The 21,851-nt window shown below is 74.4% G+C and carries 18 protein-coding genes; 17 read left to right on the top strand and 1 reads right to left on the bottom strand.

The window, feature by feature from the left end; all coding sequences use genetic code 11:
* The first annotated feature begins 122 nt into the window (after nt 1-122).
* The 9 genes from recN (at nt 123) to ACH4T9_RS19205 (ending at nt 12,795) form a co-directional block, all read left to right on the top strand.
* Nucleotides 123-1,880 (top strand): DNA repair protein RecN, encoded by a 1,758-nt coding sequence (recN, locus tag ACH4T9_RS19245; protein ID WP_396672544.1) that lies wholly within the window; start codon nt 123-125, stop codon nt 1,878-1,880.
* A gap of 120 nt (nt 1,881-2,000) precedes the next feature.
* Nucleotides 2,001-3,179, top strand: a complete 1,179-nt coding sequence (gene steA, locus ACH4T9_RS19240) for a putative cytokinetic ring protein SteA (protein ID WP_387025875.1) — start codon at nt 2,001-2,003, stop codon at nt 3,177-3,179.
* A gap of 27 nt (nt 3,180-3,206) precedes the next feature.
* On the top strand, nt 3,207-4,142 hold the full coding sequence (locus ACH4T9_RS19235) for a copper transporter (RefSeq protein WP_396672096.1): 936 nt from the start codon (nt 3,207-3,209) through the stop codon (nt 4,140-4,142).
* A 67-nt stretch (nt 4,143-4,209) separates the two neighbouring features.
* On the top strand, nt 4,210-5,076 hold the full coding sequence (locus tag ACH4T9_RS19230; RefSeq protein WP_396672097.1) for a hypothetical protein: 867 nt from the start codon (nt 4,210-4,212) through the stop codon (nt 5,074-5,076).
* A 1-nt stretch (nt 5,077) separates the two neighbouring features.
* Nucleotides 5,078-6,775 (top strand): murein biosynthesis integral membrane protein MurJ, encoded by a 1,698-nt coding sequence (murJ, locus tag ACH4T9_RS19225; protein WP_396672098.1) that lies wholly within the window; start codon nt 5,078-5,080, stop codon nt 6,773-6,775.
* 52 nt (nt 6,776-6,827) lie between these two features.
* Complete coding sequence (locus ACH4T9_RS19220; RefSeq protein WP_396672099.1) at nt 6,828-7,988, top strand: glycosyltransferase family 4 protein; 1,161 nt, start codon at nt 6,828-6,830, stop codon at nt 7,986-7,988.
* Complete coding sequence (locus ACH4T9_RS19215) at nt 7,988-10,279, top strand: hypothetical protein (protein ID WP_396672100.1); 2,292 nt, start codon at nt 7,988-7,990, stop codon at nt 10,277-10,279. The genes ACH4T9_RS19220 and ACH4T9_RS19215 overlap by 1 nt, the downstream gene beginning before the upstream one ends.
* Before the next feature lie 150 nt (nt 10,280-10,429).
* Entirely contained in the window at nt 10,430-12,193 is a 1,764-nt protein-coding gene (locus ACH4T9_RS19210) for a CTP synthase (RefSeq protein ID WP_396672101.1), read from the top strand.
* Nucleotides 12,190-12,795 carry an NUDIX domain-containing protein gene (locus ACH4T9_RS19205; protein ID WP_396672102.1) on the top strand — a complete coding sequence of 202 codons (606 nt, stop codon included), beginning with the start codon at nt 12,190-12,192 and terminating at the stop codon, nt 12,793-12,795. The genes ACH4T9_RS19210 and ACH4T9_RS19205 overlap by 4 nt, the downstream gene beginning before the upstream one ends.
* 143 nt (nt 12,796-12,938) lie before the next feature.
* Here ACH4T9_RS19205 and ACH4T9_RS19200 read toward each other — a convergent pair whose 3' ends face one another.
* Nucleotides 12,939-13,298, bottom strand: coding sequence for a TM2 domain-containing protein (locus tag ACH4T9_RS19200; RefSeq protein WP_396672103.1), 360 nt, complete (start codon nt 13,296-13,298; stop codon nt 12,939-12,941).
* A gap of 182 nt (nt 13,299-13,480) precedes the next feature.
* On the opposite strand from ACH4T9_RS19200, the gene ald reads away from it, so the two are divergent.
* The 8 genes from ald to der all read left to right on the top strand — a co-directional run bounded on the left by ald (nt 13,481) and on the right by der (nt 21,839).
* On the top strand, nt 13,481-14,596 hold the full coding sequence (gene ald, locus ACH4T9_RS19195; RefSeq protein ID WP_396672104.1) for an alanine dehydrogenase: 1,116 nt from the start codon (nt 13,481-13,483) through the stop codon (nt 14,594-14,596).
* A complete protein-coding gene (locus ACH4T9_RS19190) occupies nt 14,593-15,600 on the top strand; it encodes a site-specific tyrosine recombinase XerD (RefSeq protein WP_396672545.1) in 1,008 nt (335 codons plus the stop codon). Before ald ends, ACH4T9_RS19190 begins: the two co-directional genes overlap by 4 nt.
* Nucleotides 15,601-15,810: 210 nt before the next feature.
* A complete protein-coding gene (locus tag ACH4T9_RS19185) occupies nt 15,811-16,734 on the top strand; it encodes a ParA family protein (protein WP_387025858.1) in 924 nt (307 codons plus the stop codon).
* An 87-nt stretch (nt 16,735-16,821) separates the two neighbouring features.
* Nucleotides 16,822-17,847, top strand: a complete 1,026-nt coding sequence (locus tag ACH4T9_RS19180; RefSeq protein ID WP_396672105.1) for a segregation and condensation protein A — start codon at nt 16,822-16,824, stop codon at nt 17,845-17,847.
* Entirely contained in the window at nt 17,844-18,812 is a 969-nt protein-coding gene (gene scpB / locus ACH4T9_RS19175) for an SMC-Scp complex subunit ScpB (protein ID WP_396672106.1), read from the top strand. The genes ACH4T9_RS19180 and scpB overlap by 4 nt, the downstream gene beginning before the upstream one ends.
* Nucleotides 18,799-19,569: a pseudouridine synthase gene (locus tag ACH4T9_RS19170; protein WP_396672107.1), complete on the top strand. Its 771-nt coding sequence runs from the start codon at nt 18,799-18,801 to the stop codon at nt 19,567-19,569. Before scpB ends, ACH4T9_RS19170 begins: the two co-directional genes overlap by 14 nt.
* A gap of 189 nt (nt 19,570-19,758) precedes the next feature.
* Nucleotides 19,759-20,439 carry a (d)CMP kinase gene (gene cmk, locus ACH4T9_RS19165; RefSeq protein ID WP_396672108.1) on the top strand — a complete coding sequence of 227 codons (681 nt, stop codon included), beginning with the start codon at nt 19,759-19,761 and terminating at the stop codon, nt 20,437-20,439.
* Nucleotides 20,436-21,839: a ribosome biogenesis GTPase Der gene (der, locus tag ACH4T9_RS19160; RefSeq protein WP_396686844.1), complete on the top strand. Its 1,404-nt coding sequence runs from the start codon at nt 20,436-20,438 to the stop codon at nt 21,837-21,839. Before cmk ends, der begins: the two co-directional genes overlap by 4 nt.
* Nucleotides 21,840-21,851: the final 12 nt, after the last annotated feature.

The raw sequence follows: 21,851 nt of genomic DNA, 5'->3' as shown, positions 1-21,851 counted from the left end.
TGACCAGCAGGCTGGACGGCGGGCCGGTGGCGGCGCCGGGGCGGGTGTTCGCCCGGGTCGGCGCGGCGTCCCGGCCGCGCCGGCTGGTCAACTGTCGGGGCCCGCGTCTACTGTCGGGTGCTGTGCTGGAAGAGCTGCGCATCACCGGACTGGGCGTCATCGAGGACACCACGCTGCCGTTGGCCGGCGGGATGAACGTCATCACCGGCGAGACCGGTGCCGGCAAGACGATGGTGGTGACCGGTCTCGGCCTGCTCTTCGGTGGCCGGGCCGACGCCGGTCGGGTGCGCGCCCAGCCGGGCCGGGCATTGGTCGAGGGGCGGCTGCGCCTCGTCGGCCGGGTCGCGGCGGCCGTGCACGCCCGGGTCATCGATGCCGGCGGCGAGCCCGACGACGACGGCGCGCTGCTGCTGAGCCGGACGGTCACCGTGGAGGGGCGCTCCCGGGCGCACCTGGGCGGGCGCAGCATGCCGGTGGCGATGCTCGGCGAGGTCGGCGAGCAGGTGGTGGCGGTGCACGGCCAGTCCGACCAACTGCGCCTGCTGCGACCGGCCGAGCAGCGGGCCGCGCTGGACCGGTTCGCCGGGCCGGAGCACGAGAAGCTGACAGACGCGCTGCGAGAGGCGTACACCCGGTGGCGGACGGTGGTCGAGGACCTGGCCGACCGGCGGCGCAACGCCCGGGCCCGCAGCCAGGAGGCCGACCTGCTCCGGCTGGGGCTGGACGAGATCAGCCGGGTCGACCCACAGCCGGGTGAGGACAACGAGCTGAAGGCGGAGGCGCAGCGCCTGGAGCACGCCGAGGGGCTGCGCACGGCGGCGCAGACGGCGTACCAGTGCGTGGCCGGCGGCGCCGAGTCGACCGACGAGACGCCGGACGTTACGGCGCTGCTCGGGCTGGCCCGACGCACGCTGGAGGCGCAGGCCGGCACCGACGCGGCCCTGGGCGACCTGGCGGCCCGGCTGGAGGAGGCGGCCACCCTGGTCGCCGACGTCTCCGCCGAGCTGTCGGCGTACCTGGCGGCGCTGGACGCCGACCCGGCGCGGTTGCAGACCATCTACGAGCGGCGGGCGGCGCTGCGGGGGCTGACCCGCAAGTACGCCGACGACGTCGACGGGGTGGTCGCCTGGGCGGAGCGGGCCCGCGTCCGGCTTTCCGACCTGGGCACCTCCGACGAGTTCCTTGACGAGCTGGGCCGGGAGGCGTCCCGGCTGGCCGGTGAGGTGGCCGAGCTGGCCGGGCGGGTGTCGACATCCCGACAGGAGGCGGCGGCCCGGTTCGCCGAGCAGGTCACCGTCGAGCTGGCCGGGCTGGCCATGCCGCACGCCCGGATCGAGGTGGCGGTGCTGCCCCGGTCGGTGGGGAGGTCGGAGCCGAGCCTGCCGGTCAACGGCGTCGAGGTCGGCGTGGGTCCGGACGGCGGTGACGAGGTGGAGCTGCGGCTGCTGGCCCATCCGGGTGCACCGTCGCTGCCGTTGCAGCGCGGCGCGTCCGGCGGTGAGCTGTCCCGGGTGATGCTCGCCATCGAGGTGGTCTTCGCCGGTTCCGGTGGCCCGCCCACCCTGGTCTTCGACGAGGTCGACGCGGGCGTCGGTGGCCAGGCGGCGGTGGAGATCGGCCGTCGGCTGGCCCGGCTGGCCCGCAACCACCAGGTGCTGGTGGTCACCCACCTGCCGCAGGTGGCCGCGTTCGCGGACCGGCACCTGGTGGTGGCGAAGGACACCGGGGGCGCGGTGACCACCAGCGGGGTGCGGGTGGTGGAGGACACCGCGCGGGCCCGCGAGCTGGCCCGGATGCTGGCGGGTTTGCCGGACTCGGATCTGGGTATCGCCCACGCGGAGGAGCTGTTGGCCGTCGCGGCTCGGGAAAGGCGGCCCTGACCGCGGCCTATTGTGAGCGCAGGCACACCAGTGTGCGCTGCGGTGTGCTTCCCTGGGTAGGCGGCCCTGCCCAGGCATGTCGCGACAGAAATGCCTGCCTCACATGCCAGGATGGTCACGATGCGTCTACCCACGTTGCGCCGGAACCGGAGCGCGGAACCGGACACAGTCCTCGGCACCGCGCGCCTCGATCGCCGGACGAAACGCCTGGTCGGCCGGCTGCGCCCGGGCGACATCGCGATCATCGACCACGTCGACCTGGACCGGGTGGCGGCCGATTCGCTGGTCGCCGTCGGGGTCGCCGCCGTGCTCAACGCCAAACCGTCGGTCTCCGGCCGGTATCCGAATCTCGGCCCCGAGGTGCTGGTCGCCGGCGGTATCCCGCTCCTGGACGACCTCGGTGAGGGGATCTTCGAGCAGGTCCGGGAGGGCGACACCGTCCGGATCGAGGGCAACACCGTCTACGTCGGCGGCGAGCCGGTCGCGCACGGCGCCCTCCAGGACACCGAGACGGTGGCCAAGGCGATGGCCGACGCCCGGGAGGGGTTGTCGGTGCAGTTGGAGGCGTTCGCCGCCAACACCATGGACTACCTCAGGCAGGAACGCGACCTGCTCCTCGACGGCGTCGGCGTGCCGGAGATCCAGACCCAGATTCAGGGCCGGCACTGTCTGATCGTGGTGCGCGGCTACGACTACAAGGACGACCTGGACGTGCTGCGCCCGTACATCCGGGAGTTCAAGCCGGTGCTGATCGGCGTGGACGGCGGGGCGGACGCGCTGGTGGAGGCGGGCTACACCCCCGACATGATCATCGGGGACATGGACTCGGTCACCGACGACGTGCTGCGCTGCGGCGCCGAGGTGGTCGTGCACGCGTACCCGGACGGGCGGGCGCCGGGGTTGCCCCGGGTCAACGGGCTGGGCGTCCCGGCGATCACCTTCCCGGCGGCGGCGACCAGCGAGGACCTGGCGATGCTGCTGGCCGACGAGAAGGGCGCCTCGCTGCTGGTGGCGGTCGGCACGCACGCCACCCTGGTCGAGTTCCTCGACAAGGGCCGGGGCGGGATGGCCTCGACGTTCCTCACCCGGCTCAAGGTCGGCGGGAAGCTGGTGGACGCCAAGGGCGTCAGCCGGCTCTACCGGCAGAGCATCTCCGGCTCCTCCCTGCTGCTGCTGGTGCTCGCGGCGGTGGCGGCGATGGCCTCCGCCGTGGCGGTCTCCACCGTCGGCAAGGCATATCTGGGCGTGGTCAGCGAATGGTGGAACAATTTCGTGTTCCAGCTCGGCCAGCTCTTCTAGCTCCCGACCGATCAAGAGGCTGCAAGCGTGATCAACTTTCGCTACCACGTGGTGTCCCTGACCGCGGTCTTCCTGGCGTTGGCCATCGGCCTGGTGGTCGGCACGGCCGCCCTCAACGGCCCGGTGGCCGACTCGCTCAAGGAGCGCGTGAACGAGCTGAGCAAGGACAACCAGCAGAGGCGCCAGATGGTCAACAGCATGCAGAAGGAACTGGAGGTGGAGCAGCAGTTCGCCGCCGAGATCGCCCAGGTGGTGCTGTCGGGCAAGCTCACCGGTCGCCGGGCCCTGGTGCTCACCCTGCCCAACGGGCGGGAGCACGCCGAGGGCGTGCAGAAGATGCTCCGGACCGCCGGGGCCACCGTCACCGGCCAGGTCGACCTCCAGGACAAGTTCATCAACCCGGACAACAACAGCAACCTGATGGAACTGGCCGTCACCGCCGCCCGACCCAGCGCCCCCGCCTCCGGCCTGCCCGGCAACGGTCACGGCGTGGAGACCTCCAGCGCCCTGCTGGCCAGCGTCCTGCTGGACCGGGTCGGCGGCACCCCCGTCACCGAGGCCGACCGCAGGGCGGTGCTGGCGTCGTACACCAAGACCGGTTACCTGACGACCGACGAGAAGGTGACCGGGCCGGCCGAGGCGGTGGTGCTGGTCAGCGGGCAGCCGTACGTGGACAAGGACTCGGCGAAGAAGGACGAGTCGGTGGTCAAGGTCGCCGAGCAGTTCGACCGGGCCGGCGCGATCGTGGTGGCCGGCACCGGCTCGGAGGGCGGGAACGTGGTGTCGGTGGTCCGGGGCGACCCGGTGCTGTCGCAGACCATCTCCACCGTCGACGACGCCAACACCACGCAGGGGCAACTGGTCACCAGCCTGGCGCTGGCGCAGCAGGTCGTCGAGAAGAAGGCCGGCCAGTACGGCGTGGGCGACAACGCCACCGCACTGGTGCCTAGAATGCCCCAGTGAGCGAACGACGTACCCGGCTGTCCGATCCCGCCCGCCACGTCGGCGGCGTCCTGAACGGGGTGATTGCGTGAGCCTTTTGGGCCGCCTGCTGATCGCCGGGGCCGGCGCCGCCGCCGCCCGGTACGCGCTGCGCGAGGTGCGCACCTCGCCGGTCGCCCCGGCCCTGGAACGCACCAACTTCCGGGGCCGCACCCTCACCCTGGCCGCCGGCCCGGCGCTCGCCGCCGGCGCCGCCGCGGCCGGTGCGCTCGGCGCGCCCAGCGGGCCCGCGGGCGCCGCCGCGCTGGTGGCCGGCGTGGGCGGGGGAGCGGTCGGCGTCTACGACGACATGGTGGGCGCCCGGCCGGAGCAGAAGGCCGCCAAGGGCTTCGCCGGGCACCTCGCCGCGCTGCGGGAGGGGCGGGTCACCGCCGGCCTCGTCAAGATCGTCGGAGTGGGCGCGGCCGGTCTCGGCGCCGCCGCGCTGCTCGCCGTCGACCCCACCGTCGCCGCCCATCCCCGCCGGCAGCGCCACGGCGCGGTCGGTCGCACCGTCGACGTGCTGCTCGGCGCCGGGGTGATCGCCGGCACCGCCAACCTGCTCAACCTGCTCGACCTGCGGCCGGGGCGGGCACTGAAGTCCGGCCTGCTGCTCGGCGCGCCGCTGGCGCGCGGGCCGCACGGCGGGATCGCCGCCGGTGCGGTGGGCGCCGCCGCCGGCCTGCTCAGCGACGACCTCGACGAGCAGGTGATGATCGGCGACGGCGGGGCCAATGCGCTCGGCGCGCTGCTCGGGGTGGCCCTCGCGGCCCGCACCGGGCCGCTCGGCCGGGCCGGCGCGCTCGCGGTGCTCGCCGGGCTCACCGCGGCCAGCGAGAAGGTCAGCTTCACCCAGGTCATCCAGGCCACGCCGGGCCTGCGCGAGCTGGACGCACTGGGTCGGCGCACCGACTGAGGTGAAGACTCCGGCACCCCTCGCCGGCGCCGGCCGGGTGGCCGGAGCGGCCGCGCTGATCGCCGTGCTCACCGTGGTCAGTCGGCTCGCCGGCTTCGGCCGCACGGCCGCGTTCACCTTGGTGATGGAGCGCAGCGACCTCGGCGGCATGTACGTGATCGCGAACACCGTGCCGAACATCATCTTCGAGATCGTGGCCGGTGGGGCGCTGGCCAGCCTGGTCGTACCGCTGCTGGCCGGCCCGGTCGCGGCGGGGGACCGGCGGGCGGTGGGCGCGACAACCGGGGCCCTGCTGACCTGGACGGTGACCCTGCTGGTGCCGCTGGCCGCGGCGGTCGCGCTGCTGGCCGGCCCGATCGTCGAGGCGATCAGCTCCGGCCGCAGCCCGACGGAGCTGGCCGCAGGCGCCCGGATGCTGCGGGTCTTCGCCCCCCAGTTGCCGCTCTACGGCATCGGCATCGTGCTCACCGGGGTGCTCCAGGCGCACCGCCGGTTCGCCTGGCCGGTCATCGCCCCGCTGCTGTCCAGCCTCACCGTGATCGTGGTGTACCTGGCCTTCGGGGGCACCGAGGGACGGGGGGCCACGATCGCCGGGGTGAGCCGGGCCGGTGAGCTGGCGCTGTCCGGCGGCACCACCCTCGGCGTGGTGGTGCTGTCGTTGTCGCTGCTGATCCCACTGCGCAGGTTGGGCCTGCGGCTGCGCCCCGGGTACGCGTTCGACGCCGACACCCGGGCCCGGGTCGGCGGCCTCGCGGTGGCCGGGGCGGTAACCGTCACCGCCCAGCAACTCGCCCTCGCGGTGATCATCAAGAGCGTCTCGGGCGGCCCCACCGGCTCGCCGCAGGTGTTCAACCTGGCCCAGACGATGTACCTGCTGCCCTGGGCGGTGCTGGCCGTGCCCCTCGCGGTCGCCGCGTACCCGACCCTGGCGGCGGCGTCGGCAGCCGGCGACGAGGAGGCGTACCGGCGCACCCTCGCCTCGACCACCCGTGGGGTGTTCCTGTTCAGCTGCCTCGGCGCGGCGGCGCTGGCCGGCACCGCAGCGCCGGTCGCCGCGTTCTTCTACCCGGACGACCCCGCCCCGGTCGCCGCCGGGATCGCCGGCTTCGCCCCGGGCCTGCTCGGCTACGGGCTGTTCGCGGTGCTCTCCCGGGCCCTGTACGCCCGGGGCGACACCCGGCCGGCCACCGCCGCGATCAGCGTCGGCTGGCTCGCCGTGCCGCTGGCCGTCGCCCCGCTCGCGGCGCTGCTGCCCCGCGACGACCGGGTGCTCGCGGTGACCCTGGCCAACTCGGCCGGGATGCTGCTGCTCGGCGTCCTGCTGCTGCTCGCGGTGCGCCGCGCGGCCGGGCACGTCGCGCTGGCCGGCGGGGCCCGCGCCGGGGTGGCCGGGCTGCTCGGCGGGGCCCTCGGCGCGCTCGCCGGGGCGGGCGTCGCCCGGGCGCTGGCCGGGGCCGGCGACGGCACCCCGACGGCACCGGCGGCACTCGTGCAGGGCATGCTGTCCGCAGCCGTGGTCGGCATCGTGTTCATCGCCGTCGTGTACCTGACCGACCGGCGGGACGTCCGGCCGCTGCTGGCCGCCGTGCGCCGCCGGCTGGGCGGGGCGGGCCGGGGAGCCGGGCGGGCCGTTGGGCCTCGGCAGGAGGGCGTGGTCCCCCCGGAGCGGGGCGACGGAAAGGAGACGGTGTCCGGGTGAGCACGACGACGTGCGGCGGGCCGACGACGGCGGTGGGCCGGGGGTGGTCGCGGTGACGGACGCGACGCCGAACGTCCGCCCAAACGGAACCGTGGCACTGCTGCTCGCCTCCAGCACCGGCGGTGTCGGCCAGCACCTCCGCTCCGTTGCACGGGGGCTCGCCGAGGCGGGTGTCCCGGTGCTGGTCTGCGGTCCGGCGGCCACCGAGGAGCAGTTCGACTTCACCGGCGTGGGCGCCCGGTTCCGGCCGGTGGAGATCCCGGCCAGCCCCACCCCCGCCGACGCCCGGGCGGTCGCCGCGCTGCGCCGCGCGTTGGCCGCCGAGCCCGTCGCCGTGCTGCACGCGCACGGGCTGCGCGCCGGGCTGGTCGCCGTCCTCTCCAGGCCGGCAGCCCCACTGGTGGTCACCTGGCACAACGCGGTCCTCGCCCGGGGGTTGCGCGGCGGGCTGTCCCGCCTCGCCGAGCGGGTCGTCGCCCGGGGCGCCCGGGTCGCGCTCGGCGCCTCGACCGACCTGGTCGAGCGGGCCGCCGCGCTCGGCGCCGCCGACGCGCGGCTCGCCCCGGTCGCCGCGCCGGCGCTACCCGCGCCGCGCCGTCGCCGGGCCGCTGTCCGCGCCGAGTTCGGGGTGGCCGCCGACCAGCCGCTGATCGTCTCGGTCGGCCGGCTGCACCCCCAGAAGCGGTACGACGTGCTCATCGACGCCGCCGCCCGGTGGCGCGGCCGGACCCCGCCGCCGGTCGTGGTGATCGCCGGCAGCGGGCCGGCGTACCTGCCGCTGGCCGCCCGGGTCTCCGCAGCCCGCGCCCCGGTCACCCTGCTCGGGCACCGCACCGACGTGGCCGACCTGCTGGCCGGGGCCGACCTGGCCGTCGTGACCAGCGACTGGGAGGCCCGCCAACTCTTCGCCCAAGAGGCGCTGCACGCCGGCGTACCCCTGGTGGCGACCGCCGTCGGCGGCCTGCCGGGGCTGGTCGGCGACGCGGCCGTGCTGGTGCCCCCCGGCGACGTGGACGCGTTCGACGCCGCCGTGCGAGGGCTGCTCGACGACGCCGACCGCCGGGCCGACCTGGGCCGGGCCGGCGTGGCCCGGGCCGGAACCTGGCCCACCGAGGCGGACACCGTCGCCGAGCTGGCCGCGCTCTACGCGGAGCTGGCCTCCGACGCGGCCGGCCCGGCCACCCCCGACACCCCGTCGACGGGACGCCGTTGATGCTGCGCAGAGTAACGCCGGCGCTGCTGACCCTGATGGTCGTGGTCCTCGGCGTCGCCGCCCTCGCCGCGCGGCCGACCGGCGAGGCCCCCAAACGCACCGCCGACTTCGTGGTGCTGGCCGGGGTGGCGGGCCTGCGCTGGGACGACGTGGACCCGCAGGCCACCCCGACGCTGTGGCGGATGGCGCAGGAAGGCTCGATCGGCTCCCTGTCGGTGCGCTCCGCGCACCGGCCCACCTGCCCCGTCGACGGTTGGCTCACCCTCGGCGCCGGCAACTTCGCCGCCTGGAACGGCAGCCGCGGCACGGGTGCCTGCCCGTCCGTCGGGGTGACCGTGGAGCAGCCCGACGGCATCGGCGCGAACCTGCCCGACCAGGGGCGCGTCGTGCAGTACAACCAGCAGCGCCGGTCCTGGGGCGCGGTGCCCGGCGCGCTGTCCGAGTCGGTGCGTTGCTCGGTCGCGGTCGGCCCCGGCGCGGCGGTGGCCGCGGCCCGCCCGTTCGGCCGGGTCGACCGGTACGCCGCGCGGCTGCCCGACGACCCGGCCCCGCTGCTCGGCTCCTGCGTGCTGAGCATCGTCGACCTCGGTGCCGTCTCCGGCGAGGACCCGGCAGCCCGGGCGGAGCAGGCCCGCCGGGCGGACGCCGACCTGGCCCGGGTGCTCGCCGCCCGGCCCCCGCGCTCCCTGGTGCTGGTCGCCGGGGTCTCCGACACCGGCCTGCCGTCTCGGCTGCACGTCGCCGTCGCCGACGGCCCCGGCTGGGAGCGGGGTTGGCTCACCTCGCCCACCACCGGGCGGGAAGGCTACCTGCAATTGGTCGACCTGGCGCCGACCGCCCTCGCCGCGCTCGGCCGGCCGATGCCGGAGCGGCTGTTCCTCGGCCGGCCCGCGGTCACCGTCGGCGGCCGGCCGGCGGATCTGCCGGCCGCGCTCGCCGCACCGGCCGACGCCGACCGGGAGTCCGCTGCCCAGCGGTGGGTCGCCGGCTGGTTCTTCGCCCTGCTCGCCGGCGCGCAGGTGTTGCTCGCCCTCGCGGTGCTTCCCCTGCTGCGCCGCGCCCGCCGGCACGCCGGGCCGGTCGGCCCGAAGCCGGTGCCCCGGCGGGTGGTGGCGACCGTGGAGCTGCTGCTCGTCGCCGTCGCCCTGGCCGTGCCGGCGGCCCTGCTCGCCGACATCGTGCCGTGGTGGCGCGGCGACCACGCCGGCTGGTGGTTCGCCATCGTGACGGCGCTGCTGGTGGTCGGGGGAACCGCCGCCGTCCGGTTCGCCCCCGGGCACGCCTCGACGCTCGGCCCACTCGGCGCGGTCGCCGGCCTGGCCACCCTCGTCGTCGCCGCCGACGTGCTCACCGGGGCCCGGTTGCAGCTCAACGGGGTGGTCGGCTACTCGGCCCTGCAGGGCGGCCGGTTCGCCGGCCTGGGCACCGTCGGGCTCGGCGTGTTCATCGCCGGGTCGCTGCTCTGCGCCGGCTGGCTGGCCCAGCGGGTTCGCCGCCAGTGGCGGCCCATGGTGGTGGTCGCCGTCGGCGGGCTCGCCGTGGTGGTGGTCGGCAGCCCGTACCTGGGGACGGACTCGATCGGCGCGATCGCGCTGACCGCCGGGGTGAGCGTGGCCGCGGCGATCAGCACCGGCGGCTGGCTGACGGTCAGCCGGCTGGTCTGGGCCACCATGGCCGGGTTGGCCCTCACCATCGGTTACGCGGTGATCGACCTGCGCCGGCCGGCCACCGAGCGGGGCAGCCTCGGCCGGTTCCTCGCCGCCGTCGGCGACGGCACCGGCGGGCTGACCGTGCACCGGTCCGGCGGCGCCAACTTCGAGACGCTGGTCAACAGCCCGCTGACCGTGCTGGCCCTGGCCGGCGCCCTGCTGGTCTGGTTCGCGTTGCTCCAGCCGTGGGGCGGGCTGATGCGGCTGTTCGGCATCTACCCGGCGATGCGGGCCGCGATGGCCGGCACGGCGGTGGCCGCCGTCATCGGTGGGTTGCTCAGCGGCTCCGCCCTCGACGTCGCCGGGGCCGCCGGCGCGCTGGTGGTGCCGATGGCGGCCCTCGCGGCGCTGCGGGTGCTCGACCACTCCACCGACCGGACCCAGCCGGCCGACGGCGGCCCGGCCAACGGCCGCTCCGCCGGGTCCGCGCGAACCCCGGGCCGTGGCCGCCCGGACGCGGCGGCGGCCCAGGCCGCCGGCCCGGCACCGGACCGCCCGGCCGGCGACGCCGGTGGTGCTGACCCGGCCCGATGCACGCCGGATCGGGACGCCCGCGCGTCAACCGAGGTCGCGACGGCCTGACCCCCGGGGCTGCCCGGGCGGGGGACCTCGGGTGCGGCCTGCGGGTCCGGCCCGGGGAGGTGTTAGCGTGGAATCCCGTGGATCGCGTGATCACTTTGCTGATCGGCACGGCGGTCTGCACGACCGCGACGGACGACACGGGAGCAGGCCTTGGCCCCTTCAGCACGGACGACCAGGCACATTTTCGTCACCGGGGGAGTCGCCTCCTCGCTGGGTAAGGGCCTCACCGCCTCCAGCCTTGGCAGTCTGCTGAGCGCGCGCGGGCTGCGCGTGGTGATGCAGAAGCTCGACCCCTACCTCAACGTCGACCCAGGGACGATGAACCCGTTTCAGCACGGCGAGGTGTTCGTCACCGAGGACGGCGCCGAGACCGACCTGGACGTCGGGCACTACGAGCGTTTCCTGGACCGGAACCTGTCCGGCAAGGCGAACGTCACCACCGGCCAGATCTACTCCGAGGTGATCGCCAAGGAGCGGCGCGGCGAGTACCTGGGCGACACCGTCCAGGTCATCCCGCACATCACCAACGAGATCAAGGCGCGGATCCTCGGCATGGCCGACCCGGACGGCGACGGCCAGGCTCCGGACGTGGTGATCACCGAGGTCGGCGGCACCGTCGGCGACATCGAGTCGCTGCCGTTCCTCGAGGCGATCCGGCAGGTCCGCCACGACCTGGGCCGGGACAACTGCTTCTACCTGCACGTCTCCCTGGTGCCGTACCTGGCCCCGTCGGGGGAGCTGAAGACCAAGCCGACCCAGCACTCGGTGGCCCAGCTGCGCAACATCGGCATCCAGCCGGACGCGATCGTGCTGCGCTGCGACCGGGAGATCCCGGACAAGCTCAAGGAGAAGCTCTCGCTCTACTGCGACGTGGACCGGGAGGCGGTCGTCGCCGCCCCGGACGCGCCGAGCATCTACAACATCCCGAAGGTGCTGCACCGGGAGGGCCTGGACGCGTACGTGGTGCGCCGACTCGGCCTGTCCTTCCGCGACGTCGACTGGGCCAGCTGGGACGACCTGCTGGACCGCGTGCACCAGCCGCGCCACACGGTGACGGTGGCGGTGGTCGGCAAGTACGTCGACCTGCCCGACGCGTACCTGTCGGTCAGCGAGGCGATCCGGGCGGCCGGCTTCGGCCACCGGGCCCGGGTGCAGCTGCGCTGGGTGCCCAGCGACGACTGCGTCACCCCGGCCGGCGCGGCGGCGGCCCTGGCCGGCGTGGACGGCATCGTCATCCCCGGCGGCTTCGGGGTGCGCGGCATCGAGGGCAAGATCGGCACCGCCCGGTACGCCCGGGAGAACGGCGTGCCCCTGCTCGGCCTGTGCCTCGGCCTGCAGTGCATGACCATCGAGGTGGCCCGCCACCTCGCCGGCCTGGACGGGGCGAACTCGCTGGAGTTCGACGAGGAGGCCGCGCACCCGGTCATCGCCACGATGGCCGACCAGGAGGACATCGTCGCCGGCCGGGGCGACCTGGGCGGCACCATGCGGCTCGGCGCGTACCCGGCGACGCTCGCCGAGGGCTCGCTGGTCGCCGAGGCGTACGGCAGCACCGAGGTCAGTGAGCGGCACCGGCACCGGTACGAGGTGAACAACGCCTACCGTGACCAGCTCACCAAGGCCGGGCTGGCCATCTCCGGCACGTCCCCGGACGGCCGGCTGGTCGAGTTCGTCGAGCTGGACCGCGCCCTGCACCCGTTCTTCGTGGCGACCCAGGCGCACCCCGAGCTGAAGAGCCGGCCGACCCGGCCGCACCCGCTGTTCGCGGCGTTCGTGAAGGCCGCCGTGACGTACTCCGAGGCCGACCAGCTACCGGTCAACCTGGACGCCGCCCCGGCGGTGGAGGAGGCGGCCCGCCGGGCCGACCGCAACGGCGGAGCGGCCGCCGAGAAGAAGCCGGCGTCGGCGTCGTGAGCGCCGTGGAGCACCGTTACGAGGTGACCGGGCGGCGGCAGGTCTGGGCCGGGCGGATCTTCTCCGTGGTCACCGACGAGGTCACCATGCCCGGCGGCGGCACCTCCGCCCGCGACTACGTCAGGCACGTCGGCGCGGTGGCCGTCGTGGCGGTGGACGATGCCGGCCAGGTGGTGCTGATCCGGCAGTACCGCCACCCCGTCGGCCGGCACCTGTGGGAGCTGCCGGCCGGCCTGACGGACGTCTCGGGGGAGGACCTGGCCGGCGCGGCGGCCCGCGAGCTGGCCGAGGAGGTCGACCTCACCGCCGGCACGGTCGACGTGCTGGTCGACCTGCACAGCTCGCCCGGCTTCACCGACGAGGTGGTCCGGGTCTTCCTGGCCCGGGACCTGGCCGACGTGCCCGCCGAGCGGCGCCACCGGCGCAGCGAGGAGGAGGCGGACCTCCAGGTCATCCGGGTCGACCTGGACGAGGCGGTGCGGATGGTGCTGGCCGGGGAGATCACCAACGCGTCCGCCGTGGCCGGGCTGCTGGCCGCCGCCCGCGCCCGGGACACCGGCTGGTCGGTGCTGCGCCGCCCGGACGCGCCGCTGCCGCGCTGAGCGGCCGGGCCGCCGGGCCGGCCGGCGGCCCGTGACCAGGGGCCTTTCACCGGGGCCGGTGGAGTCGGGGCCCGGCCGCCGGGTACGACGAGGAGAGGGGCCGTGCGGTTCGCCGCACGGCCCCTCTCCGTCGCTGTCGAACGTCAGTCGCGCAGCGGGCGACCCTGCCCGTCGACGCCGCCGTTGACCAGGATCAGGATGCCGTCGATGAGGCCCCAGATGCCGCCGGCGCCGCAGGTCACCAGGCTCACGACGAGCTGGATCACGCCGGTCTTGGTGTCGCCCATGTAGAAACGCCCGGCGCCGAAGGTGCCGAGGAAGATGCCGAGGAGGCCCGCGACGAGCTTGCTCTTGTCGGAGACGCCGCCCTGCGGGTACTGCTGATAAGGAGTGGTCATGGGGCGACACCCTAGTGATCCACCCGCGTCCTGTCCGTACCGCCGTCCGCCCCATGGGAAAATCGGGGTCGAATGTGTCCTGATGGCTGAGATGTCCTCCGCCATTGGTTCTGTCTATGCCTGACACATCGTCAGCACCGGTGGGGACCGGATGCCACAGTGTCGGCGCTGCGCGGCGGACGGCGCGCCTAGACTGCCGCCGACGGGACCGGTGGACCGGGGCGGCAACGGAGCCGCCGCGCACCGTGCGGTCGGGGTGGGACGCCCCGAAGAGAGGTGTCTGCATCGTGAAGGTCGGAATCCCCCGCGAGATCAAGAACCACGAGTACCGGGTGGCGATCACGCCCGCGGGCGTCAACGAGTTCACCCGCAGCGGTCATCAGGTCTTCGTCGAGTCCGGCGCCGGTGTCGGGTCCAGCATCACCGACGACGAGTTCGCCGCGGCCGGGGCGAAGATCCTGGCCACCGCCGACGAGGTGTGGGAGGCCGCCGAGCTGGTGCTCAAGGTCAAGGAGCCGATCGCCGAGGAGTACCACCGGATGCGCGAGGGGCAGGTGCTGTTCACCTACCTGCACCTGGCCGCGTCCAAGGCGTGCACCGACGCGCTGATCGACCGGAAGGTCACCGGCATCGCGTACGAGACCGTCGAGCTTCCCGACCGGTCGCTGCCGCTGCTCGCCCCGATGTCCGAGGTGGCCGGTCGGCTCGCCCCGCAGGTCGGCGCGTACCACCTCCAGCGGCAGGGCGGCGGGCGCGGCATCCTGATGGGCGGCGTCTCCGGGGTGTACGCGGCGAAGACCGTGGTCATCGGCGCCGGCGTGTCCGGGATGAACGCCGCCGCGATCGCGCTCGGCCTACAGGCCGAGGTGCTGCTGCTGGACAAGAACGTCGCCCGACTGCGCCAGGCGGACGCCATCTACCGGGGCCACCTGCAGACGGTCGCCTCCAACGCGTACGAGATCGAACGGGCTGTGCTCGACGCAGACCTGGTCATCGGCGCGGTGCTGGTGCCCGGCGCGAAGGCCCCGACGCTGATCTCCAACGAACTGGTCTCCCGGATGAAGCCGGGCAGCGTGCTGGTCGACATCTCCATCGACCAGGGCGGCTGCTTCGAGGACTCCCGCCCCACCACGCACGCCGAGCCGACGTACCAGGTGCACGAGTCGATCTTCTACTGTGTGGCGAACATGCCCGGCGCGGTGCCGCACACGAGCACCTACGCGCTGACCAACGTCACCCTGCCGTACGCGCTGGAGCTGGCCAACCGGGACTGGCGCGACGCGCTGCGCCGCGACCCGGCCCTGGCGCTGGGCCTGAACACCCACGGCGGGCGGGTCGTCTACGGTCCGGTCGCCGAGGCGCACGGCCTGCCGGCCCTGCCGCTGGACGAGGTGCTGGCCTGACCGACGACGCGCGGGGCGCGACGACCGACGGGGCCGGTCCGGGCGAGGAGCCCGCACCGGCCCTGCGTCGCGCCGTGCGCGGCTACCTCGACCACCTCACCGTCGAACGTGGCCTGTCCGCGAACACGCTGTCGTCGTACCGTCGGGACCTGGAGCGCTACCTCGCGACGCTCGCCGCGGCCGGCGTCGCCGACCTGGCCGCCGTGGACGCCGGCCAGGTCGAGGCGCACCTGGCCCGGCTGCGCGCCGGCGACGACTGCCACCCGCCGCTCGCCGTCTCCTCGGCGGCCCGGGCGGCCAGCGCCGTGCGCGGCCTGCACCGCTTCGCGCTGCGCGAGGGGCTGGCCGGCGCGGACCCGAGCCGCGACGTCCGGCCACCGGCCCCGCCGCGCCGGCTGCCCCGGGCGCTCGCCGTCGACCAGGTCGTCCGGCTGCTGGAGACCGCCGGGTCGGTGGCCGCCACCGGCGAGGGCGCCGCGCTCGCGTTGCGCGACCGGGCGCTGCTGGAGTTCCTGTACGGCACCGGGGCGCGCATCTCCGAGGCCGTCGGCGCCGCCGTGGACGACCTGGACGCCGCCGAGGGGACGGTGCTGCTGCGCGGCAAGGGCGGCCGGACCCGCCTCGTGCCGGTCGGCGGGTACGCCGTCGAGGCGCTGCGCGCCTGGCTGGTGCGGGCCCGCCCCGGGCTGGTCGCCGCGGGCCGGGGCACCCCGGCGGTCTTCGTCAACGCGCGCGGGGCGGCGTTGACCCGGCAGGGCGCGTGGACCATCCTGCGTCGGGCGGCCGAGCGGGCGGGCCTGCCGGTGACCGGCTCCGGCGCGGTCTCCCCGCACACCCTGCGCCACTCGTACGCCACCCACCTGCTCGACGGCGGCGCCGACGTGCGGGTGGTGCAGGAGTTGCTCGGCCACGCCTCGGTGACCACCACCCAGGTCTACACGTTGGTCACCGTGGAGCGGCTGCGCGAGGTGTACGCCACCGCCCACCCCCGGGCCCGGGACTGACCCGTTCCCGCCCCGCGGCCGGGCCCAGCCCCGACCGGCACGGCGTACCTGCCGACACGCCGTACCGGTGCCGATCGCCCTGCTGGCCGGTGGCGTACAGTCGGCAGGGCGCGGACCTTGCGGGGTGGATGACCGGGGTGCGCCGCGGCGCCGCGAGGGACGTCGGACGGCTCCGACACCGGGTGGTCGTCGGGAGGGGGCAACGAGGACATGGCTGGCAACGGTGACCGTGCCGAGACCTGGACGTCGGAGCTCCGCGAGCAGCAGGCCTCGCTCGGTGCGGGGCTCGGTCCGGCGGACCCGGCGGCCTACACGATGCGTAAGCCGATCCCCGAGCCGATGCCCACCGACCGGCACGGGCCGGCCCGGATCATCGCGATGGCCAACCAGAAGGGTGGCGTCGGCAAGACCACCACCACCATCAACCTGGGCGCCGCTCTGGCCGAGTACGGCCGTAAGGTGTTGCTGGTCGACTTCGACCCGCAGGGCGCCCTCTCGGTGGGGCTCGGGGTCAACCCGCACAACCTCGACCTGTCGGTCTACAACCTGCTGATGCAGGACGACGTCACCGCCGAGGACGTCCTGATCAAGACGGACGTGGCCGGCCTGCACCTGCTGCCGGCCAACATCGACCTCTCCGCCGCCGAGATACAGCTCGTCAACGAGGTCGCCCGGGAGATGGCCCTGGCCCGGGTGCTCAGGTCGATCCGCAAGGAGTACGACTACGTCCTGATCGACTGCCAGCCCTCGCTGGGCCTGCTGGCGATCAACGCGCTGACTGTCGCGCACGGCGTGCTCATCCCCCTCGAATGCGAGTTCTTCAGCCTCCGGGGCGTGGCCCTGCTGCTCGACACGATCGACAAGGTGCGCGAGCGGCTCAACTTCGACCTGGAGTTGGAGGGCATTCTCGCCACCATGTACGACAGCCGCACCACCCACTGCCGACAGGTGCTCCAGCGGGTGGTCGAGGCCTTCGGCGACAAGGTCTACCAGACGGTCATCACCAAGACGGTGAAGTTCCCGGAGTCCACGGTGGCCGGTGCCCCCATCACCACCCTCGACCCGGCCTCGTCCGGCGCCCGCAACTACCGCCAGCTCGCCCGCGAGGTGATCGCCCAGCAGGCGGAGCGGTAGCCCCGTGCGCCGTCGTCCCAGCGTGCGCCCTCGATCAGGGGCGTGCCTTCCCGCCGGGGCCCGGGGAGCGTGGACTACGGTCGTCCGGTGACCGCACCGCCCCTCGACCCGCCCGCCACGCTCCCGCCCGCCGGGGCTGGGGCGGCCCTCGAGGTCGACGCCGGCGCGGCGACCGGGTTCACCGTCCGGCTGGACAACTTCACCGGCCCGTTCGACCTGCTGCTGCAACTGATCGGCAAGCACAAGCTCGACGTCACCGAGGTGGCCCTGCACCGGGTCACCGACGAGTTCATCGCCTACATCCGGGCCATGGGCGACCAGTGGGACCTGGACGAGGCCAGCGAGTTCCTGCTGATCGCGGCCACCCTGCTCGACCTGAAGGCGGCCCGGCTGCTGCCCGCCGCCGAGGTGGAGAACGAGGAGGACCTCGCTCTGCTGGAGGCGCGGGACCTGCTCTTCGCCCGGCTGTTGCAGTACAAGGCGTACAAGGAGGCGGCCGCGCACATCGCCGCGCTGGAGGCGGTCGGTGGCCGGCGGTATCCCCGGGCGGTGACCCTGGAGGCCCGGTACGCCGAGGCGCTGCCCGACCTGGTCCTCGGCATCGGACCGGAGCGGCTGCTCCGGATCGCCGTCAGGGCGATGACCCCGAAGCCGGCGCCCGAGGTGTCCATCGCGCACGTGCACATGGTCCGGGTCAGCGTCCGTGAGCACGCCGCGATCCTCGCCGAGCGGCTGCGCCGGGCCGGCACCGCGACCTTCTCGCTGCTCTGCGTCGACTGCGAGGCCACCCTGGAGGTGGTGGCCAGGTTCCTGGCCCTGCTGGAGCTGTACCGGGAGGGCCTGGTCTCCTTCGTGCAGGAGCAGGCATTGGAGGAGCTGACGGTCCGCTGGACCGGCCCCGCCGAGGGAGCCGCAGACCTGCACGTCGACGAGTACGCCGGTACCCTGCCCGCCCCGGTCGCTGCGCCGCCCGCCCCGGTCGTCGTGCCGCTCGACTCGGTCGCTGCGCCGCCCGATCCGGTCGTCGTGCTGCCCGACGGAGCCGGCGCGGCGCAGGGCGGGCCACGGGCCGAGGCGGAGGCCGAGGCGACGACGGAGGAGCGACTGGAATGAGCGAAGAGGAACGCCGCGACTCCCTGGCCGACCAGGCCGCCGCCTGGATCCCACCCTGGGACCGCCCCGCCCAACCCTGCCAGGACCCCCCCGCACCGGTCGACCCCGACCAGAGTGCGGAAGATCTTGGAAGCAGACGGCCCCCCGAGGGGCCGAATCCCTCCAAGATCTCCGACGGGGTCGCCGCGGCAGCGGACCCTGGCGTGGATCGGCACCTCCAGGAGGCGGAACCGCCCAGGGGCGCCGACGGGGGCACACCTGGGGAGGACGTGGGCACAGCGGGGGAGGACGTGGCCGCCCCCGGGGCCCTCGCAGCAGGCGGGGCGGGTGGTGGTGGCGGGGCCGGCGGTGCTGCTGAGGGGGGCGTGCCGAGGCGGGGCCGGCGGAGGGCACCCGAGCCACCCCCGGCCGTGGTGCTCGACGACGCGGAGCTGCGCGGTGCGCTGGAGGCGATCCTGCTGGTGGTGGACGAGCCGGTCGGCGAGCTGACCCTCGCCCAGGTGCTGGAGCAGTCCCCCGAGCGGATCGGCCCGGTGCTCGACGACATCGCGGCCGGCTACACCGCCGCTGGGCACGGCTTCGAGCTGCGCCGGGCAGCCGGCGGCTGGCGGCTGTACACCCGGCCGGAATACGCTACGTACGTCGAGCGGTTCGTGCTGGACGGGCAGTCGGTCCGGCTGACCCAGGCGGCGCTGGAGACACTGGCCGTGGTGGCGTACAAGCAGCCGGTGACCCGGTCGCGGATCTCGGCCATCCGGGGTGTCAACTGCGACGGGGTGATCCGTACGCTGGTCTCCCGCGGCCTGATCGAGGAGTGCGGCACCGAACCGGACAGCGGGGCGTTCCTCTACCGGACCACCACGATGTTCCTGGAAAAGCTGGGGCTGAACTCCGTCGACGAGCTGCCGCCGCTCGCCCCGTTCCTCCCCGACGACGTAGAAGAGCTTGCCGATGCCACGCGATGAACGTGCCCCCAAACCCGACGCGCCCGTCTTCGAGGGGGCCGAACGCCTCCAGAAGGTGCTGGCCGCCGCCGGCGTGGGCTCCCGGCGTGCCTGCGAAGACCTGATCTTTCGCCGTCAGGTCACGGTGAACGGCCGGGTGGCCCAGCTCGGCGACCGGGCCGACCCCACCCGCGACGTCATCCACGTCGACGGCGAGCGCCTCCAGGCCGATGTCCGCCTGGTGTACCTGGCGATGAACAAGCCGCGCGGGGTGGTTTCCACCATGGCGGACGAGAAGGGACGCGCCGCGCTGTCCGACTTCATCAGCAACCGGGTGGAGCAGCGGGTCTACCACGTCGGGCGGCTCGACGCGGACAGCGAGGGCCTGCTGCTGCTCACCAACGACGGCACCCTCGCCCACCGGCTCATGCACCCGTCGTACGGGGTGTCGAAGACGTACCTGTGCGAGGTGGCCGGCCCGATCCCGCGCAACCTCGGCAGGCGGCTGACGGCCGGAATCGAGCTGGAGGACGGCCCTGTGACGGTGGACTCCTTCAAGCTGGTGGACACCCTGGGCAAGACCGCCCAGGTGGAGCTGACCCTGCACGAGGGGCGCAAGCACATCGTCCGGCGCCTGCTGGACGAGGTCGGGCACCCGGTGGCCCGGCTGGTGCGTACCGCGATCGGGCCGATCCGCCTCGGCGACCTGCGCGCCGGGCGGACCCGCAGGCTCACCAACGCGGAGGTCGCCGCGCTGTTCAAAGCCGTGGGTGACTGACCCCGCGGTGCGGGGTACCACAACCGGTAGGCTTCCGTGGCGCCCCGGGCGGGGCGTAACGGTGGCGTGGGTCGCCACCGACGGCGTCGCGCGCGGCCGGAATGCCGGCCGTGGGCATGATTGACGACGACGACAACCGCTTGCGACGGGCCGCCGGGCCCCGCGAGGCACGGGCTGAGGAGGATCACGGTGGAGGAAAACGTACGGGCCGGGCGCTGTGTGATAGCTGTGGACGGGCCGTCCGGTTCGGGTAAGTCCACCGTTTCCCGGCGGCTCGCCACCGGGCTCGACGCCCGCTATCTGGACACCGGCGCGATGTACCGGGCGATCACCTGGGCGGTGCTGCGTTCCGGGGTCGATTTGACCGACGCCGCCGCGGTGGGCAAGGTCGCCGCCGAGGTCGACCTGCGCATCGGCACCGACCCACAGGGGTACGGGGTGACCGCTGACGGGGTGACTGTCGACCGGGAGATCCGGGGTTCCGAGGTCACCACCGCCGTCTCCGCCGTGGCCGCCGTGCCGGCGGTGCGAGCGCTGCTGGTGGCCCGGCAGCGGGAGCTGATCGCCAAGGCCGGCCGGATCGTGGTCGAGGGCCGGGACATCGGCTCGGTCGTCGCGCCGGATGCGGACCTGAAGGTCTACCTGACCGCCTCCGAGGTGGCTCGCGCCCAGCGGCGCAGCGCCGAGGACGCCGCCGACGTGGCCGTCACGGCGGCCGACCTGGCCCGCCGGGACCAGCTCGACTCGACCCGAAAGGCCGACCCGTTGCAGCAGGCGGCCGACGCGATGGTGCTGGACACCACCGAGCTGGGCATCGACGAGGTCGTCGACCGGCTGCGCGCGCTGCTGACCGAGCGGGGAGTGGCATGACCACCGACGAGGGCTGGGTGGAGCTGCGCGAGCCGGACCTCGACGCCGAGGAGTCGACCGGCCCCGTGCCGGTCGTGGCCGTGGTGGGCCGTCCCAACGTCGGCAAGTCCACCCTGGTAAACCGGATCATCGGTCGCCGGCAGGCGGTCGTGGAGGACGTTCCGGGGGTGACCCGGGACCGGGTCCCGTACGACGCGCAGTGGTCCGGCCGGGCGTTCACCGTGGTGGACACCGGCGGTTGGGAGCCGGACGCGAAGGACCGGGCCGCGGCGATCGCCGCACAGGCCGAGATCGCCGTCGTCACCGCCGACGTGGTGCTGTTCGTGGTCGACGCCATGGTGGGCCCCACCGACGTGGACGAGGCCGCGGTGAAGATGCTGCGGCGCAGTGCGAAGCCGGTGATCCTGGTGGCCAACAAGGCCGACAACACCTCGATCGAGATGGAGGCGACGTCGCTCTGGTCGCTCGGGCTGGGCGAGCCGTACCCGGTCTCCGCGCTGCACGGTCGGGGCTCCGGCGACCTGCTCGACAAGATCCTGCAGGCGCTGCCCGAGGCGCCGGCGATCGTGGAGAACCGCCCGCGCGGCCCGCGCCGGGTGGCGCTCGTCGGCCGGCCCAACGTCGGCAAGTCCAGCCTGCTCAACCGGTTCTCCGGCGAGGAGCGGGCGGTCGTCGACTCGGTCGCCGGCACCACCGTCGACCCGGTGGACAGCCTGGTCACCATCGGCGGGGAGACCTGGCAGCTGGTGGACACGGCCGGGTTGCGCAAGCGGGTCGGCAGGGCCAGCGGCACCGAGTACTACGCCAGCCTGCGGACTGCCGGGGCGATCGAGGCCGCCGAGGTGGCGGTGGTGCTGCTCGACTCCAGCGAGCCGATCAGCGAGCAGGACCAGCGGATCCTGGCCATGGTCACCGAGTCCGGCCGGGCGCTGGTGATCGCCTTCAACAAGTGGGACCTGGTCGACGGCGACCGCCGGTACTACCTGGACAAGGAGATCGAGCGGGAGCTGCGCCGCATCCCGTGGGCGCTGCGGCTCAACCTGTCGGCGATGACCGGCCGCGCGGTCGACAAGCTCGCCCCGTCGCTGCGCAAGGCTTTGGCGAGCTGGGAGACCCGGGTGCCGACCGCCCAGCTCAACCAGTGGCTGACCGCGTTGGTGCAGGCCACCCCGCACCCGATCCGCGGCGGCCGGGCGCCGAAGATCCTCTTCGCCACCCAGGCGGGCGTCGCCCCGCCGCGGTTCGTGCTCTTCACCACCGCGCCCCTAGACGCTGGCTACCAGCGCTTCGTCGAGCGCAAGCTCCGCGAGGAGTTCGGCTTCGAGGGCAGCCCGGTGGAGATCTCGGTACGCCCGCGCAAGAAGCTCGGCCCGGGGGGCCGGGGCAAGGCGCACGGCTGACCCTCATCCGCA

It is taken from the genome of Micromonospora sp. NPDC020750 (genome assembly GCF_044334565.1).
Taxonomy (GTDB): domain Bacteria; phylum Actinomycetota; class Actinomycetes; order Mycobacteriales; family Micromonosporaceae; genus Micromonospora.
The sequence above is the reverse complement of the archived record's forward strand: the minus strand, read 5'-3'. Positions and strand labels throughout refer to the sequence as shown.